The organism is Burkholderia sp. AU16482 (genome assembly GCF_002223285.1).
GTDB lineage: Bacteria > Pseudomonadota > Gammaproteobacteria > Burkholderiales > Burkholderiaceae > Burkholderia > Burkholderia semiarida.
In genome coordinates this window covers 300,972-317,044 of the sequence record NZ_NKEY01000003.1, presented here as the reverse complement: position 1 = coordinate 317,044, position 16,073 = coordinate 300,972, and the positions used below count along the sequence as shown (strand labels likewise).

Annotated in this window: 13 protein-coding genes; 7 read left to right on the top strand and 6 right to left on the bottom strand. The window is 70.4% G+C overall.

The genetic code is table 11. From position 1 onward, the window contains the following. Positions 1-8: 8 nt before the first annotated feature. From CFB35_RS03855 to CFB35_RS03840, 4 genes are all read right to left on the bottom strand, one after another. Positions 9-2,189, bottom strand: coding sequence for a hypothetical protein (locus CFB35_RS03855; RefSeq protein WP_089464580.1), 2,181 nt, complete (start codon positions 2,187-2,189; stop codon positions 9-11). A gap of 332 nt (positions 2,190-2,521) precedes the next feature. Further along, complete coding sequence (locus CFB35_RS35255; RefSeq protein WP_226093711.1) at positions 2,522-2,683, bottom strand: hypothetical protein; 162 nt, start codon at positions 2,681-2,683, stop codon at positions 2,522-2,524. Positions 2,684-2,698: 15 nt separating this feature from the next. Next, entirely contained in the window at positions 2,699-3,943 is a 1,245-nt protein-coding gene (locus tag CFB35_RS03845) for an FAD-binding oxidoreductase (RefSeq protein ID WP_059574219.1), read from the bottom strand. A 67-nt stretch (positions 3,944-4,010) separates the two neighbouring features. Further along, the gene (locus CFB35_RS03840; RefSeq protein WP_089464579.1) at positions 4,011-4,790 is read right to left on the bottom strand and encodes an ABC transporter substrate-binding protein; all 780 of its coding nucleotides are present in this window, start codon (positions 4,788-4,790) and stop codon (positions 4,011-4,013) included. 378 nt (positions 4,791-5,168) lie between these two features. On the opposite strand from CFB35_RS03840, the gene CFB35_RS03835 reads away from it, so the two are divergent. From CFB35_RS03835 to CFB35_RS03815, 5 genes are all read left to right on the top strand, one after another. Next, positions 5,169-6,131, top strand: coding sequence for an ornithine cyclodeaminase family protein (locus tag CFB35_RS03835; protein ID WP_089464578.1), 963 nt, complete (start codon positions 5,169-5,171; stop codon positions 6,129-6,131). Next, positions 6,128-6,922 carry a transcriptional regulator gene (locus CFB35_RS03830; RefSeq protein ID WP_089464577.1) on the top strand — a complete coding sequence of 265 codons (795 nt, stop codon included), beginning with the start codon at positions 6,128-6,130 and terminating at the stop codon, positions 6,920-6,922. The genes CFB35_RS03835 and CFB35_RS03830 overlap by 4 nt, the downstream gene beginning before the upstream one ends. A 229-nt stretch (positions 6,923-7,151) precedes the next feature. Continuing rightward, a complete protein-coding gene (locus CFB35_RS03825) occupies positions 7,152-7,883 on the top strand; it encodes a DsbA family oxidoreductase (protein ID WP_089464576.1) in 732 nt (243 codons plus the stop codon). Positions 7,884-8,018: 135 nt separating this feature from the next. After that, the gene (locus CFB35_RS03820) at positions 8,019-9,458 is read left to right on the top strand and encodes a DHA2 family efflux MFS transporter permease subunit (protein WP_089464575.1); all 1,440 of its coding nucleotides are present in this window, start codon (positions 8,019-8,021) and stop codon (positions 9,456-9,458) included. Positions 9,459-9,763: 305 nt separating this feature from the next. Further along, positions 9,764-10,552, top strand: a complete 789-nt coding sequence (locus tag CFB35_RS03815; RefSeq protein WP_059574336.1) for a sulfite exporter TauE/SafE family protein — start codon at positions 9,764-9,766, stop codon at positions 10,550-10,552. A gap of 287 nt (positions 10,553-10,839) precedes the next feature. On the opposite strand, the gene CFB35_RS03810 is transcribed toward CFB35_RS03815, so the two are convergent. Both CFB35_RS03810 and CFB35_RS03805 read right to left on the bottom strand, forming a co-directional pair. Further along, on the bottom strand, positions 10,840-12,927 hold the full coding sequence (locus CFB35_RS03810; RefSeq protein ID WP_089464574.1) for a D-(-)-3-hydroxybutyrate oligomer hydrolase: 2,088 nt from the start codon (positions 12,925-12,927) through the stop codon (positions 10,840-10,842). Between the two features lie 137 nt (positions 12,928-13,064). Beyond that, positions 13,065-13,430 (bottom strand): BON domain-containing protein, encoded by a 366-nt coding sequence (locus CFB35_RS03805; protein ID WP_059574226.1) that lies wholly within the window; start codon positions 13,428-13,430, stop codon positions 13,065-13,067. 432 nt (positions 13,431-13,862) lie between these two features. On the opposite strand from CFB35_RS03805, the gene CFB35_RS03800 reads away from it, so the two are divergent. Both CFB35_RS03800 and CFB35_RS03795 read left to right on the top strand, forming a co-directional pair. Next, positions 13,863-15,305, top strand: coding sequence for a TAXI family TRAP transporter solute-binding subunit (locus CFB35_RS03800; protein ID WP_089464573.1), 1,443 nt, complete (start codon positions 13,863-13,865; stop codon positions 15,303-15,305). A 94-nt stretch (positions 15,306-15,399) separates the two neighbouring features. Then, a complete protein-coding gene (locus tag CFB35_RS03795) occupies positions 15,400-16,038 on the top strand; it encodes a 2-hydroxychromene-2-carboxylate isomerase (protein ID WP_059574337.1) in 639 nt (212 codons plus the stop codon). Positions 16,039-16,073: the final 35 nt, after the last annotated feature.

Genomic DNA, 16,073 nt, shown 5'->3' with positions numbered 1-16,073 from the left:
TCGGCCGGTTACTTCGGCAGTGCGCCGGTCAGCGACTGGAGCAGCGTCGTCACCGGTGCGAGCGGATTGTTCGGCGAGCTGTTGCCCGAATGCGGCGTCACCGACAGACTCGGCGCGGAACCGAGCGCCGTACCCACCGACGTGCCGACCGCATTGACGATCGTCGCGGTCGAATTGGCCCCCACCGTCAGCAGCGAACCGACCGCGCCGGCCGTGCCGCCGGCCGCGTTCGCGCCCGAGCCGAGCAGGCTGCCGCCCGCCGCTGCCGTCGAACCGGCCGCGCCGGACAGCGCGCCGGCCGCCTGGCCGAGCGCCGCGGGGCCGGACGCGAGTGCGCCCGTCACCGAACCGAGCGCACCGGTCAGGGCGCCCGCCGGGTTGCCGCCACCCGTCAGGCCGCTCACGAGGCTCGTGATCGGCGCGATCGGGTTGTTGCCGGCAGCGCCGGACAGTGTGCCGACCACCTGGTTCACGACGCCTTGCACCGGCGCGAGCGGGTTGGAGCCGCCGAGGTTGCCGAGGGCGCCCGTCACCGAGTTCAGCGCGCCCGTCAGTGCGCCGGCCGGATTGCCGCTGCCGAGCGTGCCCACGACCTGGTTCACGACACCTTGCACCGGCGCCAGCGGGTTCGTACCGCCCAGCGCGCCGAGCGCGCCCGCTGCCGAGCCGACCGCGTTGCCGAGTGCGCCGGTGGCCGTCCCGACCGCGTTGCTCAGCGTGCCGGCCGGATTGCTGCCGCCGAGTGTGCCGACGACCTGGTTCACGACGCCTTGCACCGGCGCCAGCGGGTTCGCGCCGCCGAGGTTGCCGAGCGCGCCCGTCACCGAGCCGAGTGCGCCGGTCAGCGCGCCGGCCGGATTGCCACCCGGCAATGCGTTCTGCAGACCGTTGACGAGGTTCGTGATCGGCGTGATCGGGCTGCCGCCGCCTGCACCCGACAGCGTGCCGACGACCTGGTTCACGACGCCCTGCACCGGCGCCAGCGGGTTCGCACCGCTGAGCGCGCCCGTCACGGAGTTCAGCGCGTTCGTCAGCGCACCGGCAGGATCGCCGCTGCCGAGCGTGCCGGCGAGTTGCGTGACGGCGCCTTGCACCGGCGCGAGCGGGCTCCCTGCGCCGCCGACGTTGCCGAGCGTGCCGGTGATCGTGTTGACCGCGTTGCTCAATGCGCCGGCCGGGTTGCCGCTGCCGAGCGTGCCGGTGACCTGGTTCACGACGTTCTGGATCGGGGTGATCGGGTTCGCGCCGCCGCCGAGGTTGCCCAGTGTGCCGGTTACGGTGCCGAGGGCGCCGGTCAGCGCGCCGGCGGGATTGCCGCCGCCGATGCCACCCAAGGCGCCCGTCACCGTGCCCAGAGCGCCGGTCAATGCGCCTGCAGGGTTGCCGCCGCCAACGCCGCCCAGTGCACCGGTTACCGTGCCCAGGGCGCCCGTCAATGCGCTGGCCGGATTGCCGCCACCAACGCCGCCCAGTGCGCCCGTCACCGTGCCCAGGGCACCGGTCAACGCGCCGGCCGGGTTGCCGCCGCCGATGCCGCCGAGTGCGCCCGTCACCGTACCCACGGCACCGCTCAACGCGCCGGCCGGGTTGCCGCCACCGAGCGCGCCCGTTACCTGATTCACCACGCCCTGCACCGGCGCCAGCGGATTCGCGCCACCGCCGACACCGCCCAGCACACCCGTTGCCGTGCCGAGCGCGTTGCTCAGCGTGCCGGTTGCCGTGTTCAGCGCACCGGTCAGTGCGCCGGCCGGGTTGCCGCCGTCGATGCCGCCCAGTGCGCCCGTCACCGTACCCACGGCACCGCTCAGCGCACCTGCCGGGTTACCGCCACCGAGCGCGCCCGTCACCTGATTCACCACGCCCTGCACCGGCGCCAGCGGATTCGTGCCGCCGCCGACATTACCCAGTGCCCCCGTCACCGCCCCCACGGCGCCCGACAGCACTTGCCCCGGCTCGCCGAGCGACGTCTGGATCGCGCCCGACCCACCTGCCGTCACGGTGACCGAACCCAGCGGCGACGTCCCCGTCGCGCCCAACCCGACGGACACGCTGTTCGTCGGCGGATTGACGATCACTTGCGGGATCGGCAGCGAATCGAGCGCCGCGGCCATCGCGGACCCCGAAGCCAGCACCCCGAACACCGTCGCGACCGACAGCGCCACACCCGTCAATTTAAAATTCTGTCCCATCGTTATTTTCCCCATCTCGGTTGGCACTACGTTGACAAAGCATGGGGACGGATTGCACGAAGCGTGCCAATACAAAAACGGGATCGATTCGTCTGCTTATTGACCGGCAATAACGCTTTTTTAATTGATTTCCGACGAATTCACGCGTCGCGACGCCACAATAGTCTGATGAAAAGCGCCATCGGAGCGGGGATGTAACGTAACGTTTGCGAGCCTCGTGGTGACGTGTTCCGGTACATTCCGCCAATGCCGGAACACGCGCCGGCAATGCAACCCTATACCGTTACGACGGGCCGACCATTACGCATTTCGGCAATATGAAAATGCATGGATCAATCGCGAATTTGCTGATTTTCTTTTGTCGCGAAATTTTCTTTCTTGTCGATTACGCAGATCATTTCCAATTGCGCGGATTTCGACGAGCCGGACAGCAGAACGAAAAACTGTGAAGCAAGCGCATGGCCGCCGGCGCGTGCCGGCGACCGAAAACGCATCCGCGCGCCGCAGGTTCAGCCGAAGCGGGCGGGCCGATACGGATGAGGATCGATATAGGTCGGCGCGCCCGTCATCATCTCGGCGAGCAGGCGGCCGGTCGCGGGCCCGAGCGTGAGCCCGTGATGGCAATGGCCGAACGCGAACCACAAATGACGGTGGCGCGGCGCCGGCCCGATCACCGGACGCATGTCGGGCGTGCATGGCCGCATCCCGAGCCACGGTTGCGGATCGAGCCGCTCGCCGATGCCGAACGCGTCGCGCGCCAGCGGTTCGGCGCGCGCGAGTTGCACGCCGGTCGGCGGCGCATCGCGCGGCGCGATCTCGACGCCCGTCGTGAGCCGCAGGCGGCCACCCTCCATCGGCGCGACGACGAAACCGGCCTCGGTATCGCACACGGGCACGTTCAGCGGCGTGCGCGTCGGCCGGTAATGCATGTGATAGCCGCGCTTCGCGCGCAGCGGAATCCGGTAGCCGAGCGGCGCGAACACATGATCGGACCACGGCCCGAGCGCGACCACGGCCGAGCGTGCCGAGATCGGCCCGTGTTCGGACCGGACCTGCCAGCCGCCATCCATCTGCACGAGCGTCGTCGCGTCGCCGCGCACGAACGTGCCGCCGTCGCGCTCGAACAGCCGCGCATACGCCTTGGTCAGCCCGCCCGGGCTCGATACGGTCTTCGGGTCCTGCCAGTGGAATGCGCCGCAGAATGCGTCGCCGATACCGGGCTCGCGCGCCCGCAGCGCATGCGCATCGAGCACGGTCATCCGCAGCCCGTGCTCGGCCGCCACGCGCTGCTGCGCGCGCGCTTGCTCGTCGAACAGCGCGGGCGAACGGAACGCCTCGATCCACCCGCCGTCGTGCACGAGCGGCTGCGCGTCGGTGCGCGCGAGGAGCGCATCGTGCTCGACGACGCTCGCCGCGACGAGCGGCAGCAGGTCGCGCGCGGCGGCCGCGAGCCGCCGCGGCGACGATTCGCGCCAGAAGCGGGCGAGCCAGCCCGCGTACGCGGGCAGCGCGCGGTAGTCCCAATAGAGATCGACCGAGCGGTTGCGCGCATAGCGCAGCAGCGTGCCGAGCTGGCGCGGAAACGCATACGGCACGACCGACGAGCGCTCGATCAGCCCCGCATTGCCGTGGCTGGTTTCCTCGCCGGGCGCGCGCCGGTCGACGAGTGCGACGCGCAGCCCGCGATCCTGCAGATGCAGCGCCGACGACACGCCGACGATGCCGGCCCCCAGAACGATGACGTCGAAATCCATGGCTCCCCGCACTGCGTCGAGATGGGATGCGTGGTGCGCCGGCCCCGCGGCCGGCGCGCGGCGGCGCTTACTTCGCGATGATGTCGCGCTTGAAGTACTTCTGCGACAGCGCGCTCAGCGTGCCGTCCTTCTTCAGCGCATCGAGCGCGCCGACGATCTTCGCCTGCAGCGCCTTGTCGCTCTTGCGCATCCCGAAGCCCGTGCCCTCGCCGAGCGTCGCCGGATCCTTCAGCGGCTCGCCGACGATCTGGTAGTCGCGGCCGGCCGGCTTGTCGAGGAACCCGTCCTGCGCGGTCTGCGCTTCCTGCACGGCCGCGTCGAGACGCCCCGCGACGAGATCGGCGTAGATCTGGTCCTGCTCCTGGTAGGACACGACGGCCACGCCCGCATTGGCCCAGTGCGCCTTCAGGAAATCCTCCTGCGACGAGCCCTGCAGCACGCCGACGTGCTTGCCGCGCAGGCTCGCGACGTCGGGCTTCAGCGGCGCACCGCGCTTCGCGACCATCACGATCGGCACCACGTAGATCGCCGGCGTGAAGTCGATGCTTTGCTTGCGCTTCGCGGTGATGTTCATCGCCGAGTTGATCGCGTCGAACTTGCGCGCCTGCAGCGCGGGGATCAGCCCGTCGAACGCATTCTCGACCCATACACACTTCATGTTCAGCTTCGCGCACACCGCGTTGCCGACGTCGACGTCGAACCCCTGCAGCTGACCGGCCGGCGTCTTGCTCTCGAACGGCGGATAGGCGGCTTCGATCCCGAAGCGCAACGTGGTTTGTTCCGCATGGGCCGTGACGGCCGCGCACGCGAGCGCCGCAGCGGCGCAGAGGGAAAGCTTCCAGTTCATGACGGTCTTCCGTTCCGGATTGAGGCGATGAAGATCGGTCGCCCGACGCCCTCGGTGGGCGGCGGGTCGGCATTCGAGTGCAGGCCGCCGCCGCATGGCGACGTGGCGGGTCCTGCATGCGAAATATAGACTCAAAGTCTACTATAGACTATAGGGGATACGAGGATGCAGCCTCGGTGCTCCATATCGAAATTTCTTTCGGCCGCCAGAAACACCTTTGATTTCATGGCGTTTTTCGTGACACAGACTCCGAAACAGCATCTCGAAAATAAAAACTCTCACGACTTTGTTTGTCTATACTAGACTTTTCGTCCATCACAAACTCCCCAGAACACCGTCTTTCGAGACTTTCTGTCCAGCCCGAACCGGAGATGCCCCATGACGCAAACCGTCCCCACCCTGCCGCTGACCGTCGACGAAGCCGCGGTGCGCGCGGCGCTGCCGTCGCTCGACGTGCTCGGCACGCTGCGCCGGATGTTCGCGTCGCTGGCCGCGGCGCGCGCGGTGCAGCCGCCGCAGACGCTCACGCTGTTTCCCGACCAGGCTGGCGACTTCATCACGTATCTCGGCGCGCTCGCCGACGAGCAGGTGTTCGGCGCGAAGCTGTCGCCGTATGTCGTGACAGGCGGCAAACCTGTCGTCACCGCATGGACCGCGCTGATGTCGATGCAAACCGGCCAGCCGCTGATGTGGTGCGACGCGGGGCTGCTGACCGTCGAACGCACGGCCGGTACGACGGCGCTTGCGGTCGACTGTCTCGCGCCGCGCGACGCGCGCCATCTGGCGATCGTCGGCGCGGGCGCGGTCGGCCTCGCGCACCTGCGGCACACGGCGGCGCTACGCGACTGGGACACGATCCGCGTGTACTCGCCCGCGCTGGCCGGCGACGCGGCGCTGCAGGCGAGCCTGACCGCGCTCGACGCACGCGCACGCGCGGCGGCGAGCGTCGAGGCCTGCGTGCGCGACGCGGACGTCGTGATGCTGTGCACGTCGTCGGGCACGCCCGTGCTCGGCGACGGCATGCTCACGCGCCCCGCGCTCGTCACGTCGATCAGCACGAACGTCGCGCGCGCGCACGAAATCCCGCCCGCGTGGCTGCCTGACATGGACGTCTACTGCGACTACCGGCACACGACGCCCGCGAGCGCGGGCGAGATGCAGATCGCCGCGGCCGAGCACGGCTGGGATGCCGGCCGGATCGTCGGCGACCTGCCCGCGCTCGTCGCCGGCACCTGCGCGGCGCCGTCGCGCACGCGTCACGCGCTGTTCCGCTCGATCGGCCTGGGCCTCGAGGACATCGCGATCGCGCACGCGCTGTACACGCATCTGACGCACGCATGAGCGGCGCGCGCACACGGGGCCGATACAATGGCGCAACCGCCGCGGCGGCCGCGCGCGGGCGCACGGGCATGCCGGCCGACGGTGGCCCGGCCCGCCGGCCCGACACGCTGCCCCGCTCCCGCCCACCCGAGATCGCGACACCGATGCGCAAGAAGAAATCTCCCGTCAAAGACCTGCTGCTCACCCGCTATGCGCCGATCGCCGACGGTATCGCCGCGCTGTTCTTCCCGTATGCGGAAGTCGTGATCCACGACCTGCACGACCAGACCGTGCTGTATCTCGCGAACAACCTGTCGAAGCGCGAGGTCGGCGACGATTCCGCGCTCGAGGAAATCGATCATTCGGCGCGCGAGCGCGTGATCGGCCCGTACGAGAAGCTGAACTGGGACGGCCGGCGGATGCGCTGCGTGAGCAACGTGCTGTTCGACGACGAAGGCCGGCCGGCCGGGATGATGTGCATCAACTTCAACATCGCGGTGTTCGACGAGGTGCGCGCGACGCTCGACCTGTTCATCAAGGGCGCGGGCGTCGTCGCGCAGCCCGACGAACTGTTCCGCGACGACTGGCAGGAGCGCATCAACACGTTCCTGCACGGCTGGCTGCGCGAGCGGCAGGTCGGGCTGAACGGGCTCACGCGCGAGCACCGGCGCGAGCTCGTCGAGGCGCTGTACGCGGAAGGCGCGTTCCGCGGCAAGAGCGCGGCGAACTACGTCGCGAACGTGCTCGGGATGGGGCGTGCGACGGTCTACAAGCATCTGAAGCACCTGAAGGAAACGCAGGGCGACGCTTGAGCGGAATGCGGCGGGCGCGATGACGCCCAGGCTTCGCGCCATCGGCACCGGCCTTCCGGTTCCGCGTCCAAGCCTCGCGATGCGCGGGTGCAGCCCGGGTTCCGCGCGGGCCCGCCGCCGAAGCGCCGAAGCGCCGAAGCGCCGAAGCGCCGAAGCGCCGAAGCGCCGAAGCGCGGCAGCATAAAATGATATAGTCGCAGTTACATTTTTTTGCTGCCCCGAACCGCCCATGACGACCGCTCCCGCTCCGACTGCCCGCCCGACCCTGACCGTCGAAATCTGGTCCGATCTGATCTGCCCGTGGTGCTGGATCGGCAAGCGCCGCTTCGACGAGGCGCTGGCCGCGTTCGCGCACGCCGAGCGCGTCGACGTCGCGCTGCGCGCGTACCGGCTGATGCCCGGCCAGCCCGTCGAGCCGGTCGAGGCGATGCTGGCGGGCAAATACCGGATGGCGCCCGCGCAGGTCGACCAGATGCTGCGCCAGGTGACCGATGCGGCCGCGAGCGTCGGGCTGCGCTACGACCTGCCCGGCACGCTGGTCGGCGACACGCTCGACGGCCACCGGCTCGTGAAGCTCGCGCAGGCGTCGGGCCGCGCGCACGCGCTGACCGAGCGGCTCTATCGCGCGTATTTCTGCGAGCACGGCTCGCTGTTCGATCATGCCGCGCTGACCGAATTCGCGGTCGAAGCCGGGCTCGAGCGCCCGGCCGTCGAAGCGGTGCTGCGCAGCGACGCCTACCGCGACGAAGTCGAGGCCGACATCGCGCGCGCCGAACAGATCGGCGGGCGCGGCGTGCCGCTGTTCGTGTTCGGCGGCCGCTACGCGGTGTCCGGCGCGCAGCCCGCCGACGCGTTCGCGCAGGCGCTCGACCAGGCATGGCGCGACGGCGTCGTCGAACTCGGCGGCAGCCACGCGGCCGCCTGCGGCCCCGACGGCTGCGAACTGCCGGCCCGGTCGTAACGCGCAACCCGCGGCACGCGCGCCGCGCCGCGCGCCACTACGCTTCGCTGCTGCCACAAACCGGCAGGAAGCCCGCGCCGATGACGTCTACAATGCCTCCTTTCAAATAACTATCAGAGAGAAGGCTGAGCGCCCATGACCCACGGTATCCACGGCGAGAAGCGCTGGTATGCGCTGATCGTGCTCTGCCTCGGCGTGCTGATGATCGTGCTCGACAGCACGATCGTGAACGTTGCGCTGCCGTCGATCAGCACCGACCTCCACTTCACCGAAACGGCCCTCGTGTGGGTCGTCAACGCGTACCTGCTGACGTTCGGCGGCTGCCTGCTGCTCGGCGGCCGGCTCGGCGACCTGTACGGCCAGCGACGCATGTTCCTCGCGGGCCTCGTCGTGTTCACGCTCGCGTCGCTCGCCTGCGGCCTCGCGCAATCGCAGGCGATGCTGATCGCCGCGCGCGCGGTGCAGGGGCTCGGCGGCGCGGTCGTGTCGGCCGTCTCGCTGTCGCTGATCATGAATCTCTTCACCGAGCCCGGCGAGCGCGCACGTGCGATGGGCGTCTACGGCTTCGTCTGCGCGGGCGGCGGCAGCATCGGCGTGCTGCTCGGCGGGCTGCTGACGAGCTCGCTGTCGTGGCACTGGATCTTCCTCGTCAACCTGCCGATCGGCGCCGCGGTCTATGCGATGTGCGTCGCGCTGCTGCCGCGCACGCGTGCGCCGGCCGGCACGGCCCGGCTCGACGTCGCCGGCGCGATCACGGTAACCGCGTCGCTGATGCTGGCCGTCTACGGGATCGTCGGCGGCAACGAGGCCGGCTGGCTGTCGACGCAGACCGTCGCGCTGATCGGCGTGGCCGTCGTGCTGCTCGCGCTGTTCATCGCGATCGAGTCGCGCGCCGCGCATCCGCTGATGCCGCTCACGCTATTCGCCGCGCGCAACGTCGCGCTCGCGAACGCGATCGCCGTGCTGTGGGCGGCCGCGATGTTCGCGTGGTTCTTCCTGTCCGCGCTGTACATGCAGCGCGTGCTCGGCTACGGGCCGCTGCAGGTCGGCCTCGCGTTCCTGCCGGCGAACCTGATCATGGCCGCGTTCTCGCTCGGGCTGTCGGCGCGCATCGTGATGCGCTTCGGGATCCGCGGCCCGATCGCCGCCGGCCTGCTGATCGCGGCATGCGGCCTCGCGCTGTTCTCGCGCGCGCCGGTCGACGGCGGTTTCGTGTGGCACGTGCTGCCCGGGATGGCGCTGCTCGGCATCGGCGCCGGCGTCGCGTTCAATCCGGTGCTGCTCGCCGCGATGAACGACGTCGATCCGGCCGATTCCGGGCTCGCGTCGGGCATCGTCAACACCGCGTTCATGATGGGCGGCGCGCTCGGGCTCGCGGTACTCGCGAGTCTCGCGGAGGCCCGCAGCGACGCGCTCGCGGCGGCGCAAGCGGCGCCGCTCGACGCGCTGAACGGCGGCTACCATGCGGCCTTCGCGTTCGGCGCGGCGTTTGCGGCCGTGGCCGCGCTGAGCGGCTTCGCGCTGCGCATCCGGCCGGCACGCGCGGTCGAAGGCGCCGGGCCCGCGATGCACTGACCGTCGACGGACGGGCCGGGAACCGGCATCGGATCGGGGCGCGCATCGTCGCGCCGTTTTTGTGCGCGCCGGCCACGCGGCGTACGCGCCCGGTTCGCCGCCGCTTTCGGGCCAGATCGTCGTCGTCGGCCGCGCCCGCCCGAACGCGCGTTTCACGTCCCGCCGGCCGCCTGCCGGGCGGGCCTTCGCGGCCGATTTTTAACGCAGTCGTCCATTGACGCGTCACTTTTGCGACAATGGCGGACTTTGACGCGCGCGCCACGGCCGCGCGCCGCCGCCGAACGCCGCATAACCGCCTGCTTCCGATGTCGCTTCCCCATATCGATCTGCTGTACTCGCTGTCCGGCCTGTTCGTCGGCATTCTCGTCGGCCTGACGGGCGTCGGCGGCGGTTCGTTGATGACGCCGATTCTCGTGCTGCTGTTCGGCGTCCACCCTGCGACGGCGGTCGGCACCGACCTGCTGTACGCGGCCGCGACCAAGGCCACGGGCACGCTCGTCCACGGCCTGAAGGGCTCGGTCGACTGGCGCATCACGGGCCGGCTCGCGGCGGGCAGCGTGCCGGCCGCGGCGCTCACGCTGTGGTGGCTGCACACGCACGGGATGAACACGCCGGGCACCGCGCGGATGATCCAGCTCGTGCTCGGCGTGGCGCTGCTGCTGACGTCGCTCGCGCTGATCTTCCGCCCTCAGCTCACCGCATTCGCCGCACGCAACCCGCTCGCGCCGAGCCCCGCGCGCACGCTGTGGTCGACCGTGCTGACGGGCGCCGTGCTCGGCGTGCTCGTGTCGATGACGTCGGTCGGCGCCGGCGCGATCGGCGTGACCGTGCTCCTGCTGCTGTATCCGCTGCTCGCGACGACCCGCATCGTCGGTTCCGACATCGCGCACGCGGTGCCGCTCACGCTCGTCGCGGGGATGGGCCACTGGCTGCTCGGCTCGGTCGACTGGTCGATGCTGCTGTCGTTGCTGCTCGGTTCGCTGCCCGGCATCGTGATCGGCAGCCTGCTGTCGGCACGCGCGCCCGAGCGGCTGCTGCGCAACCTGCTCGCGTCGACCCTGGTCGCGGTCGGTGTGCGGCTCGTGCTGGCGTAAGCGGGCGCCGCTCCTGACGAACAACGCCGTCCCGGTGCTGCGTGCGCGCCCGCAGCTTCAGCACGCGTTGCAGCGCAGTACGGTTCGCGAGGATGCCGTCGTAGAAATTGGCGAGATCGCCCTTCAGCGCGGTCCACGACGCGTCGTTCAGGCAGATCATGTGGCCCGACGGGTCGTTCTTGATCGTCAGGTTCTGCGCGTTGAACGCGGTGCGACCGATTCCAGACGACGCGCAGAAAAAAGCCGGACGGCTGTCCGGCTTGCAGGAGGCGGCGCGTCGGCCGCGGTCAGAGCGGCACGTCGATCGTGCCCGCGCCGGTCGTGATCGCGTTCGCGCCCGGCGCGGCCGAGATCGGCGGCAGGTTCGCGCTCGACAGCGCGGGCGCGGCGCCCGGCGTGCCGCCGCGCGGTACCGTGCGCACCACCTGCGACGGCGGCAGCGGCGCGCCGTTCTTCAGATGCTTCCACATCAGGTTCAGCGCCTGCACGTTGTAGTAGTGAACCGGCACGAAACGCGTATCGAAGCCCGGAACCGACAGGAATGCGTCGAAGTGCTGGCCGTTCGTCACTTCGTAGAACACCAGCCGGCTGCGCCCGGCTTCGCTGATCCCGTTCTGCGCGACGTACGCGCGCGACGCGTGGTTCACCGGCACGAGCGCGTCGCCGCGGCCCTGCACGATGATCGCCGGCTTGCCGTGCAGGTTCGCGTTCACGCGCACCGCGTCGACGTTCGCGGGCATCCCGAGCATTCCGTTCGTCCATAGCTGGCGCAGGCACAGCGCGCCGGCGAAGCTCGCATCGGGCGTCGCGAGCCGGTGGTCGACGCCCGCGCCGTCGTTGAACACGAGATTGATGCCGGCCGTCGGCGGCACGCCGTTGCCGGCGCCGAACACGGCCGGCATCGGCGATGCGGCGGGCGCCGCGACCGCGCCCGTCGCGTTCGTCGTCGCGAAGCTGAAGTTGCACAGGTTGTCGGTGACGCGCGAGCGCGTGTATGCGTTCGCATAGGTGACCGCGATCGCGGGAATCGCCTGCGAATCCCACATCGACGCCTGCAGCAGGTCCGAATCCGCCAGATAGCCGGCCGCGTGGAGCTGCGCGAGCGCGTCGGCCGCCTGGCTCTGCGTGTCGGCGCCCGACACCAGCCCGGCCGCGGCGAGCGTCGCGCAGCGCTGCGTGCGGATCGACTGCGTGGTCGCGGCCGGCAGCGCGCTCAGGTACGGCGCGCCGGCGAGCGACGCCGATGCGGCCGCGCACGGCTCCAGCAGGTTCGCGAGCGTCGCGTAATCGGCCAGCGGCCGGCCGAACGACGGCACCGGCTGGCCGCCGGCGCGGACCACCGCGTTCGGCGCCATCCGCACGTTGATCTGCGGCTCGCCGACCACGACCGCGGTGATCCAGCCGCGGTTGTCCTGCTCGGCCGCCGCGAGCGACGCGCCGCCGCCGTTGCTGACCGACGCGGCGATCGTCGTGATGTCGCCCGCGCGATAGCGCACGCCGCGACGCGAGCCGTCGATCAGCGGCCCGAACTGCTCGTTGAGCGCCCAGTACGCGAATTCGACCGACTGCAGCGTCACGCGCCCCCAGTCCTGCTCGGGATTCTGTTGCGAATGCGCGTGCTTGAATGCATAGCGGTTCGGGAAGCGGTTGTTGAACGCGGCGAGATCGCCGCTCGTCACGTTCGCGGTAAACAGGCTCGCGGTGCCGGCCAGCACCGCGTTGGCGAGCGTGCCGTCGATCAGCGTGACGGTGTCGGAGCCGAGCTCGTGCGCGCCGTTGCCGCCGCCCTTGTCGTTGTAGGCCACCGCGCAGCCGCGCTTGAGCGCCCACTCGCCGGCCGCGGAAATCGCGCCGTACACGCCGCGCGAGCCGGATGACGTCGCGGTGACGATGCACGGCTGCGCGGGATCGAAGCGGGCGGGCACCTGCACGAGCAGCGTGACGTTTTTGGTGCCGCTGCCGTCGTCGGCATACGCAAGGTATTCGGTGCCGGGAATCTTGCCTTCGCCGAGCGTATCGTTGCCGCCGAGGTCGACGTTCGGCCCCCAGAAGCGGCCGTAGCCGCCGTTCGCGCTCATGTCGACGAGCGCGCGGTAGTTCGACCAGATGGCGAGGCGCCGCAATTCGGCGCTCGTCGGCCGCGCCGGATTCGCGAAGCCGGGCGCGCTCGCCGCGGCGAGCCCCGTCTTGCCGAGGCCGGCCGTCAGCAGGTCGTCGCTCGCGCCGTCGTAGGCCGTCGTGCGCACGCTGCCGGACACGAAGCCGGGCAACCGGTTGCGCTCGGCCGACTCGTCGCCGTTGCAGGCGCCGAGCATCGCGACCGCGGCCAGCGCCGCTCCCCACACCACCCGCCTGCCCCACCCGAGCTTCGTCATCGCCGCCCCCTCGATATCGTTATCGGTCCGCCGCCGCGCCGCGCGCGGCTTTCGGCCTCTGAAGCGCAAACGGGCCCCGGCATGCCGGGGCCCGCTGGAAACGGGCGCACGCGGCGCTCGCGCGCCGCGGCCCGGCGTTACTGCTGCTGAACCGTCAGCTTGTTCGAGACCGACGTCACACCCTTCACGCTCTTGGCTGCCTCTTCCGCCTTGTCGATCTGTGCCTGGTCGGGCACCGTGCCCTCCAGCGAGATCGCGCCGCCCTTCGAACGCACGACGATGTTCGCCACGTCGATGCCGCCTGCCTTCGTAATGGCCTTGCGCACCGCGTAGCCGAGCTTGCGGTTCGCCTTCTTCGCGGTTTTCGCGGCGGCCTTCGGCGCGCTCGCTGCGGCCGCCGGCGCTTCCGTCGCCGCTGCGTCGCTCGACTGCGCATACACGCTGCCCGACAGACAGGCCGCCACGGCGGCGACACCCAACGCTCTCAACACGATCGACTTCATGCTATCTCCTTATCACTTCGGAACGGCCGTGCACAGTACGGCCGGATACCCCCAAAAACAGCCGGCCCGCGCGCGAACGGGCGGGACAGCCGGTGTTTTCCACGGCGATACGAGAGAGGCGGCACGGGCCGGCGGCCGGCGCACGCGAGAAGCGGGCCAGCCGGGCCGGACAGCCGCCGGCCGGACGCGCCCGGTCTCATGACGTGCCGGGTCGCGCGCGATTCGGGCGCGGCTGCGTCGCACAATGTAATCCAGCGCCCGCCGAAGCGCAAAGCTTTTGACGCGACGGCCGCCGCCGCTGTCGCCGGACAGCCGCGCGGGCCCGCCCGACTCGCGCATGCGCGGCGAAACCGGGTACCATCGCCGCGAGCATCCGCGTCGTCCGGTGACGACCGTCACCGGTGCGTCACGCCAGCGTCATCCACCCGCCCCATGAAGCCTGCCAGCCCTCGCCCGCCGCGCCGCATCCTCGCCCGCTTCGTCGCCGTCTCGTGGCGCGACCTCGCGCTGTCGATCGGCCCGACCGTGCTGCTCGCCGGCGCGGCCGTCTGGCTCGCGGTCAAGCTGATCCAGCCGGCGCCGCCGTCCACGCTCGTGATCTCGGCCGGGCCGCCCGGCAGCACGTACTGGAACGCCGCGCAGAAATACAAGACGATCCTCGCGAAAAACGGCGTCACGCTCGACGTCCAATCGTCCGAAGGTTCCGCGCAGAACCTCGCGCGGCTGTCGAACCCGAACGCGCCGGTCGACGTCGGTTTCGTGCAGAGCGGCATCGGCCCGAAGGAGCGCGACGAGCATCTCGTGTCGCTCGGCAGCATCGGCTACGTGCCGCTCGCGATCATGTACCGCGGCCCGATCGTCGCGCGCCTGTCCGACTTCAAGGGCAAGCGGCTCGCGCTCGGCGCCGAAGGCAGCGGCGCGCGCGAGTTGAGCCTCGCGCTGCTGAAGATGAACGGCATCGTGCCGGGCGGCTCGACCGAGCTGCTGCCGACCGCCGGCGAGGACGCCGCGACCGCGCTGCTCGACGGCAAGATCGACGCGGCCTTCCTGTCCGGCGACTCGACGCAGATCCCGGTGATGGCGAAGCTGTTCCGCGCGCCGGGCGTGCACGTGTATTCGTTCACGCAGGCCGAGGCGTATGCGCGGCGGTTTCCGTACCTGACCGCGATCACGCTGCCGATGGGCGTCTACGATCTCGGCCGCAACCTGCCGCCTGCCGACATCCACACCGTCGCGCCGACGATCGAACTCGTCGCGCGCGACTCGCTGCACCCCGCGCTGTCCGACCTGCTGATCGAGGCCGCGCGCGAAGTGCACGGGCACGCGACGATCCTGCAGCACGCAGGCGAATTTCCGTCGTCCGTCACGCGCGGCTTCCCGCTGTCCGACGACGCCGCCCGCTACTACAAGTCGGGCAAGAGCTTCCTGTACCGGCGGCTGCCGTTCTGGGTCGCGAGCCTCGTCGACCGGCTGCTGGTGGTGGTCGTGCCGCTGATCGTCGTGCTGATTCCGGGGCTGCGGCTCGTGCCGTCGCTGTACGGCTGGCGCGTGCGCTCGCGCATCTACCGCTGGTACGGCGCGCTGATCGCGCTCGAGCGCCGCGCGCTCGGCGAACACACGGCCGAGGAGCGCGTCCAGTTGCTCGACGAGCTCGACGACATCGAGGAAGCCGTGAACCGGATGAAGATGCCGCTCGCGTACGCCGGGCAGTTCTACGTGCTGCGCGAGCACATCGGCTTCGTGCGCGAACGGCTCACCGCGCAGGAGCCGGACACGCCGGCGGGCCCGCCCGCCGCCGGCAGCCCGCCGGCACGCACGGCAAGCGCGCCGCAGCCGGCGGGCGACGCCCCCCGGGCGACTCCCGGTTCCGCATGAGCGGACGATCCGCGATCATTGCTGCATGCGCGCGCCGCCGCGTAACATGGAGGCCGCCGTCAGGCGCCGCACGCCCCACCTTCTGGAGAACGACATGACAACCGGCCTCGATACCGCCCAACCCGCCTGGTTCTTCGACTTCGTGTCGCCGTTCTCGTATCTGCTGCTCGAGCAGCACGACAAATGGCCGGACGTGCCGTTCGACCCCGTGGCCGTGTCGCTCGCCGACCTCCAGCGCCACTGGGGCCAGCGTCCGAGCGCCGACGTGCCGGCCAAGCGCGTGTTCACGTACCGTCACGCGCTGTTTCGCGCGGAACAGCTCGGCATCCGCTTCAAGATGCCGCCCGCGCACCCGTTCGATTCGGACAAGGTGCTGCGCCTCGCGATCGCGCTGCGCGCCGATATCGCGACGGTGCTGGAAATGTTCCGCTTCATCTGGCGCGAAGGCAACGATCCGTCGACGCCGGAAGGCTTCGCGGCGCTGTGCGAACGCGTCGGCGTCGGCCACGGCGACGAGCTGATCGAATTCGAGGAAACCGCCGCGCAACTGACCCGGAACACGGCCGACGCGATCGCGCTCGGCGTGTTCGGCGTGCCGACCTTCTGGATGAATCAGCAACTGTTCTGGGGCGAGGACGCGCTGCCGATGGTGCTGTACTGCGCGCGCACGCCGAACTGGCTCGAATCGGGCGAGGTCAAGCGGATCAGCACGCTGCCGAAGGGCCGCGCGTGATGGCGTGCGTGATGGCCGGTATCACGCACGGCAAC

What these genes read in the sequence shown, in the direction of transcription:
- CFB35_RS03805 (WP_059574226.1), bottom strand. Translation starts at nt 13,430, where the DNA reads ATGAAGTCGATCGTGTTGAGAGCGTTGGGTGTCGCCGCCGTGGCGGCC.
- CFB35_RS03830 (WP_089464577.1), top strand. Translation starts at nt 6,128, where the DNA reads ATGAGCGGCGCGCGCACACGGGGCCGATACAATGGCGCAACCGCCGCG.
- CFB35_RS03815 (WP_059574336.1), top strand. Translation starts at nt 9,764, where the DNA reads ATGTCGCTTCCCCATATCGATCTGCTGTACTCGCTGTCCGGCCTGTTC.
- CFB35_RS03825 (WP_089464576.1), top strand. Translation starts at nt 7,152, where the DNA reads ATGACGACCGCTCCCGCTCCGACTGCCCGCCCGACCCTGACCGTCGAA.
- CFB35_RS03835 (WP_089464578.1), top strand. Translation starts at nt 5,169, where the DNA reads ATGACGCAAACCGTCCCCACCCTGCCGCTGACCGTCGACGAAGCCGCG.
- CFB35_RS03845 (WP_059574219.1), bottom strand. Translation starts at nt 3,943, where the DNA reads ATGGATTTCGACGTCATCGTTCTGGGGGCCGGCATCGTCGGCGTGTCG.
- CFB35_RS03855 (WP_089464580.1), bottom strand. Translation starts at nt 2,189, where the DNA reads ATGGGACAGAATTTTAAATTGACGGGTGTGGCGCTGTCGGTCGCGACG.
- CFB35_RS03795 (WP_059574337.1), top strand. Translation starts at nt 15,400, where the DNA reads ATGACAACCGGCCTCGATACCGCCCAACCCGCCTGGTTCTTCGACTTC.
- CFB35_RS03810 (WP_089464574.1), bottom strand. Translation starts at nt 12,927, where the DNA reads ATGACGAAGCTCGGGTGGGGCAGGCGGGTGGTGTGGGGAGCGGCGCTG.
- CFB35_RS03840 (WP_089464579.1), bottom strand. Translation starts at nt 4,790, where the DNA reads ATGAACTGGAAGCTTTCCCTCTGCGCCGCTGCGGCGCTCGCGTGCGCG.
- CFB35_RS03800 (WP_089464573.1), top strand. Translation starts at nt 13,863, where the DNA reads ATGAAGCCTGCCAGCCCTCGCCCGCCGCGCCGCATCCTCGCCCGCTTC.
- CFB35_RS03820 (WP_089464575.1), top strand. Translation starts at nt 8,019, where the DNA reads ATGACCCACGGTATCCACGGCGAGAAGCGCTGGTATGCGCTGATCGTG.
- CFB35_RS35255 (WP_226093711.1), bottom strand. Translation starts at nt 2,683, where the DNA reads ATGCGTTTTCGGTCGCCGGCACGCGCCGGCGGCCATGCGCTTGCTTCA.